A 6117-nucleotide genomic window follows, 5' to 3' on the forward strand; every position below is an offset into this window, starting at 1 on the left:
CGCGAGCAAGCTCGCTCCCACAGGTTATTTTTGCTCATCCGTGAAACCTGCCGCTGAAATCACCCGTAGGGCGCAACGCCCGGGCATAGCAGAACAGGAACAGATTGCGCACCAGCTCCTTGAGCACCAGCGGCTCACTGGAATTGAGGCTGTTGAGGTCCAGGTCTCCTTGGTCCTGCAGCTCGTTCAAGGCTTCTTCTTCAAGCACCGCACAGACTTCCCCGGTTTCCCGATGCAGGATCCTGAGGTAGGGATGTGGGCGGTCCAGCCAGGCATCGATCAAATAAGTCATGGTTCTCATCTCCTTGATGGGTTCGATGAGAATAATTCTTATTCGCTAAATAGCAAGTCTCTATTGGCGTTGCGATTGTTTTTCTGACGATGGGTTGTGCCAGCTCAAGGCGGTTGGCACTTGGCTAACGCCCGAGAAATGGGGCTGAAGCGGGGAGGGTGCAGCTCCATCCCACACGCGGGGCATGGGATGGAATACAGCCGAATCAGACTTTTCTGACGAACTCGGATTTGAGTTTCATCGGGCCGATGCCGTCGATCTTGCAATCGATATCGTGGTCGCCATCGCACAGGCGGATGTTCTTGACCTTGGTGCCGACCTTGACCACCAGCGAGGTGCCCTTGACCTTGAGGTCCTTGATCACGGTGATGGTGTCGCCGTCCTGCAAGACATTGCCGACCGAATCTTTCTTCACGGTGTCGTCGGACGCCGCTTCAGCTTCGCCGCTGGCGGACCATTCGTGGGCACACTCCGGGCAGACCAGCTGGGTGCCATCTTCGTAGGTGTATTCGGAATTGCATTTCGGGCAGGGAGGCAACGTGCTCACTAAGGTTCCTTGGGTATCAGGAGGGCAAAAGGGCGCACATTATATAGGGTTTTAGGCCGCAAAGGGCAGGGCGGTGAAATCCCCTGTGGGAGCGAGCTTGCTCGCGATAGCGCTGGATCAGCAACATTGGCGCTGATTGACACACCGCTATCGCGAGCAAGCTCGCTCCCACAGGTTTTCATGCAATCAGTGGGTACGAGCCACCGCAAATTCGCTCAATTCCACCAGTGCATCGCGGTATTCGCTGGGCGGCAGGGCGTCGAGGCATTTGATCGCGCGGGCGACGTAGTCCCGGGCCAGTTTCGCGGTGTACTCCAGCGAGCCGGAAGCTTCGACCGCGATACGGATGCTTTCCAGGTCTTCGATCCCGCCTTTCTGGATCGCCTGGCGTACCAGTGCCGCCTGTTCTGGCGTGCCTTCGCGCATGGTGTAGATCAGCGGCAGGGTCGGCTTGCCTTCGGCCAGGTCGTCACCGACGTTCTTGCCCAGGGTCTCGGCGTCGCCCTTGTAGTCGAGCAGGTCGTCCACCAACTGGAAGGCCACGCCCAGGTGGTCGCCAAAGGTGCGCAACGCTTCGCTCTGCTCGGCGCTGGCGCCGGCCAGGGCAGCGGCGCTGTGGGTCGAGGCTTCGAAGAGCATCGCGGTCTTGCCGCGGATGACTTCCATGTAGGTCTCTTCGGTGGTGCTGGCATCGCGTACCTTGGACAACTGCAGCACTTCGCCTTCGGCGATGATGCGCGTGGCCTGGGACAGGATCTTCATCACCGGCATCGAGCCCAGCTCGACCATCATTTCGAACGAGCGCGAATACAGGAAGTCGCCCACCAGCACGCTCGGGGCGTTGCCCCACATGGCGTTGGCGGTCGAACGGCCACGGCGCATGCCGGACATGTCGACCACGTCGTCGTGCAGCAGGGTCGCGGTGTGCAGGAATTCGATGGTAGCGGCCAGCAGGCGCATGTCGTCGCCTTCGCGACCCAGGGCCTTGCCGCACAGCAGCACCAATAAAGGACGCAGGCGTTTACCACCCGCCGAAGTGATGTAGTCGCCGATTTTCGATACCAGAGGCACGCGGGAAGTCAGCTGCTTCTTGATGATGCCGTCGACGGCGCTAAAATCGTCCGCCACCGCGCGGTAGAAAGCTTGGGGTTGCATCAGCGACAGGTGCTCCAGAAGGGTTGCGCGGCATGCTAGGACCCACGTCCGCAGGTGTCAAGGCGCGATAGACGGCTACTTGCAAGGCTCTCGTGGCTTGCGTACAATCGCGCACCCTGAACTTCCTGGGCAGCACCTGCCTTACGCAATTGCATCCGGGCCTTCCAGCCCATGCAGCCATGCCAGCCAATACCTCTTCTTATAAAGCGCTGGGTGAGCAGGATTATCGGAGAAATACCATGTCGTACGCAGTAATTGTTACTGGTGGCAAGCAATACAAGGTCGCCCCAGGTGAATACCTGAAGATCGAAAAACTGGAAATCGCTACCGGCGAATCCGTGACTTTTGATCGCGTTCTGTTGGTCGCCAATGGCGATGACGTGAATATCGGCGCTCCAGTCGTTGCTGGCGCTACCGTTGTGGCTGAAGTGATCTCCCAAGGTCGTCACGATAAAGTCCGCATCATCAAGTTCCGTCGTCGTAAGCACCACATGAAGCGCATGGGCCACCGCCAGTGGTACACCGAGATCAAAATCACCGGTATTCAGGCTTAATTTCAGCCTAATTCCTCACTAGGAGAATTGAACTCATGGCACACAAAAAAGCTGGTGGTAGTACCCGTAACGGTCGCGACTCAGAAGCCAAACGCCTTGGCGTGAAGATGTATGGCGGCCAGGCTATCAAAGCAGGCAACATCATCGTGCGTCAGCGCGGCACCCAATTCCACGCTGGCTACGGCGTGGGCATGGGTAAAGATCACACCCTCTTCGCTAAAGTCGAAGGCGTGATCAAGTTCGAAGTAAAAGGCGCCTTCGGTCGTCGTTACGTAAGCGTTATCGCAGCTTAATTGCGAGACCGCTGGAAAAGCCCTGTCTTGCGACGGGGCTTTTTCGTTTGTGGGGTGAGTCTCTTGCAAAACTGTTTGTATGGGCTGTCGGCGCTGCGGTTGGGGCGTGTCATCAGGTCGCTGCGCTCATTTTTGCAAGAGTCTTATGTCTTGTTTTTTTGGCTCGTCCGTATGGCGAGAGGCGTGTGTCATGAAGTTTGTTGATGAAGTATCGATTCGAGTGAAGGCCGGCGACGGCGGCAATGGTTGCATGAGTTTCCGTCGGGAAAAATTCATTGAAAACGGTGGCCCGAACGGTGGTGATGGGGGTGACGGCGGCTCGATCTACATGCTCGCCGACGAAAACCTCAACACCCTGGTGGACTACCGTTACACCCGGCACTTCGATGCCGAGCGTGGCTCCAACGGCGGCAGCACCGACTGCACCGGCAAGAAGGGCGAAGACCTGATCCTGCGCGTGCCAGTCGGCACCACGGTGATCGATTCGGCTACCCAGGAAGTGATTGGCGACCTGACCAAGGCCGGCCAGCGTCTGCTGGTCGCCCATGGCGGCTGGCACGGCCTGGGCAACACCCGTTTCAAGTCCAGTACCAACCGTGCGCCGCGCCAGACCACGCCAGGCAAGCCCGGCGAGCAGCGTGACCTGAAGCTGGAAATGAAAGTGCTGGCCGACGTGGGCCTGTTGGGCCTGCCGAACGCCGGTAAAAGTACCTTCATTCGCTCGGTGTCGGCGGCCAAGCCGAAAGTGGCCGATTACCCGTTCACCACCCTGGTGCCAAACCTGGGGGTGGTCAGCGTCGACCGCTGGAAGAGTTTCGTGATCGCCGACATTCCAGGGCTGATCGAAGGGGCTTCCGAGGGCGCGGGCCTGGGGATTCGTTTCCTCAAGCACTTGTCCCGTACCCGCCTGTTGCTGCACCTCGTCGACATGGCGCCGCTGGATGAAACCGATGCCGCCGATGCTGCCGAAGTCATCGTCAACGAGCTGACCAAGTTCAGTCCGGCCCTGGCCGAGCGTGATCGTTGGCTGGTGCTGAACAAGTGCGACCAGATCCTCGAAGAAGAACACGAAGAGCGGGTCAAGGAAATCGTCGACCGCCTGGAGTGGGAAGGTCCGGTCTATGTGATCTCGGCCATCGCCAAAGAAGGCACCGAGCGCCTGTGCCACGACATCATGCGTTACCTGGAAGATCGCGTCGACCGCCTGGCCAACGATCCGGCCTACAAGGAAGAGCTGGCCGAGCTCGACCAGCGCATCGAAGACGAGGCTCGTGCCCAGTTGCAGGCGCTGGACGACCAGCGTGCCCTGCGTCGCAGTGGCGTCAAGTCGGTCCATGACATCGGTGACGATGATTGGGATGAAGAGGATGTGGATGACGAAGACGGTCCGGAAATCATCTACGTTCGCGACTGATCTTGTGGTGATACCACTCAGCTGAAACCAGGGTCTGCAGGAGCCCTGTGGGAGCGAGCTTGCTCGCGAAAGCGGTCTGTCAGTTGGCATAGTTGTTAGCTGACGCGCCGCTATCGCGAGCAAGCTCGCTCCCACAGGTTCAAGTGTTTCAGCGCAGTGTTATCATCGCCGGCAAGCCGGTTCCCAAGGCGCCGCTCATTCGAGCGGCGTTTTGGTATCTGTAAAACGCAAATACGAATAATCCCATGGGCGGCGCTGGGTCGCGCCGTTCGCTGGCAAAGGTTGAAGATGATGCGGAGCAAGGTGACGGGTGCGCGGCGCTGGGTCGTGAAGATCGGTAGCGCGCTGCTGACGGCGGATGGCAAGGGGCTGGATCGCCAGGCAATGGCGGTGTGGGTCGAGCAGATGGTGGCCCTGCATGAGGCTGGCGTCGAGTTGGTGTTGGTCTCTTCGGGGGCTGTGGCGGCCGGTATGAGCCGTTTGGGCTGGACGTCGCGACCCAGCGCGATGCATGAGCTGCAGGCGGCCGCCGCCATCGGCCAGATGGGCCTGGTGCAGGCTTGGGAGTCGAGCTTTGCCGAGCACGGTCGCCATACGGCGCAGATCCTGCTGACCCATGACGACCTGTCCGACCGCAAGCGCTACCTCAATGCTCGCAGTACCTTGCGGGCGCTGGTGGAGCTGAAGGTCATCCCGGTGATCAACGAGAACGATACGGTGGTCACCGACGAGATCCGTTTCGGCGATAACGACACCCTGGCCGCGCTGGTGGCGAACCTGGTGGAGGCGGACCTGTTGGTGATCCTCACGGATCGCGACGGCATGTTCGACGCCGATCCGCGCAATAACCCCGATGCCAAGCTGATCTACGAAGCCCGTGCCGACGACCCGGCGCTGGACGCGGTGGCGGGCGGCACGGGCGGTGCGCTGGGGCGCGGCGGCATGCAGACCAAGCTGCGTGCGGCGCGTCTGGCGGCGCGCTCCGGGGCTCACACTATCATTGTCGGCGGTCGGCTGGAGCGGGTGCTGGATCGTCTGAAGGCCGGCGAGCGCATGGGTACTTTGCTCTCCCCGGAACGCGGCATGCTGGCGGCGCGCAAGCAGTGGCTGGCCGGGCATCTGCAAACCCGCGGCACCCTGGTGCTGGACGCGGGTGCCGTGTCGGCCTTGTCTCAAGGCAATAAAAGCCTGCTGCCGGTGGGTGTGAAGTTGGTCCAGGGCAGTTTCCGTCGCGGCGAAATGGTCGTGTGCGTGGCGCCGGACGGTCGCGAGATCGCCCGTGGCCTGGCCAACTACAGCGCCCTGGAAGCGCAGAAAATCATCGGTCAATCGTCTGATGCGATTGTCGGTCTGTTGGGTTACATGGCGGAGCCTGAACTGGTCCACCGTGACAACCTGATCCTCGTCTAAGGAAAAATCATGGGTTTGGCAAAAGGATTGATCGGCTTGCTGCTGGCGGTGCCGCTGTTGGCGTCGGCCGAGGAAATTGGCCAGGTGTCGACGGTGTTCAAGTTTGTCGGGCCGAACGACCGGATCGTGGTCGAGGCATTCGATGATCCCAAGGTCGATGGCGTGACCTGTTACCTGTCGCGGGCCAAGACCGGCGGTGTGAAGGGCGGCCTGGGCCTTGCCGAGGATCGCGCCGAAGCGTCCATCGCCTGTCGCCAGGTCGGGCCCATCAACTTCAAGGGTGGGCTCAAGGATGGCGAGGAAGTGTTCAAGGAGCGTACTTCCCTGGTGTTCAAGACCATGCAGGTGGTGCGCTTTCTCGACAAGAAGCGTAATACGCTGGTGTACCTGGTCTACAGCGACCGCGTGATCGAGGGCAGCCCGCAGAATGCGGTGACGGCTATCCCGATCTT

At 60.2% G+C, this 6117-nt stretch carries 8 protein-coding genes; 5 read left to right on the forward strand and 3 right to left on the reverse strand.

What is annotated here, in order from left to right:
• Window positions 1–34: 34 nt before the first annotated feature.
• From J4E53_RS29490 to J4E53_RS29500, 3 genes are all read right to left on the reverse strand, one after another.
• Window positions 35–292, reverse strand: coding sequence for a hypothetical protein (locus J4E53_RS29490; RefSeq protein ID WP_003205743.1), 258 nt, complete (start codon window positions 290–292; stop codon window positions 35–37).
• Between the two features lie 205 nt (window positions 293–497).
• Window positions 498–839, reverse strand: coding sequence for a zinc ribbon domain-containing protein YjdM (locus J4E53_RS29495; protein WP_053123983.1), 342 nt, complete (start codon window positions 837–839; stop codon window positions 498–500).
• Window positions 840–1025: 186 nt separating this feature from the next.
• Complete coding sequence (locus tag J4E53_RS29500) at window positions 1026–1994, reverse strand: polyprenyl synthetase family protein (RefSeq protein WP_072411888.1); 969 nt, start codon at window positions 1992–1994, stop codon at window positions 1026–1028.
• Window positions 1995–2233: 239 nt separating this feature from the next.
• Here J4E53_RS29500 and rplU point away from each other — a divergent pair, with 239 nt between their 5' ends.
• From rplU to J4E53_RS29525, 5 genes are all read left to right on the forward strand, one after another.
• Entirely contained in the window at window positions 2234–2548 is a 315-nt protein-coding gene (gene rplU, locus J4E53_RS29505; protein WP_003176051.1) for a 50S ribosomal protein L21, read from the forward strand.
• Window positions 2549–2583: 35 nt separating this feature from the next.
• Window positions 2584–2841 carry a 50S ribosomal protein L27 gene (gene rpmA / locus J4E53_RS29510; RefSeq protein WP_003205738.1) on the forward strand — a complete coding sequence of 86 codons (258 nt, stop codon included), beginning with the start codon at window positions 2584–2586 and terminating at the stop codon, window positions 2839–2841.
• Window positions 2842–3031: 190 nt separating this feature from the next.
• A complete protein-coding gene (gene cgtA, locus J4E53_RS29515) occupies window positions 3032–4255 on the forward strand; it encodes an Obg family GTPase CgtA (protein WP_103310809.1) in 1224 nt (407 codons plus the stop codon).
• Between the two features lie 291 nt (window positions 4256–4546).
• On the forward strand, window positions 4547–5665 hold the full coding sequence (proB, locus tag J4E53_RS29520) for a glutamate 5-kinase (protein ID WP_060740552.1): 1119 nt from the start codon (window positions 4547–4549) through the stop codon (window positions 5663–5665).
• A gap of 9 nt (window positions 5666–5674) precedes the next feature.
• Window positions 5675–6117, forward strand: a 443-nt coding sequence (locus tag J4E53_RS29525) for a CreA family protein (RefSeq protein WP_207268262.1), incomplete at its 3' end; no start/stop codon positions are given.

Source organism: Pseudomonas sp. FW305-28 (assembly GCF_017351395.1).
GTDB lineage: Bacteria > Pseudomonadota > Gammaproteobacteria > Pseudomonadales > Pseudomonadaceae > Aquipseudomonas > Aquipseudomonas fluorescens_AA.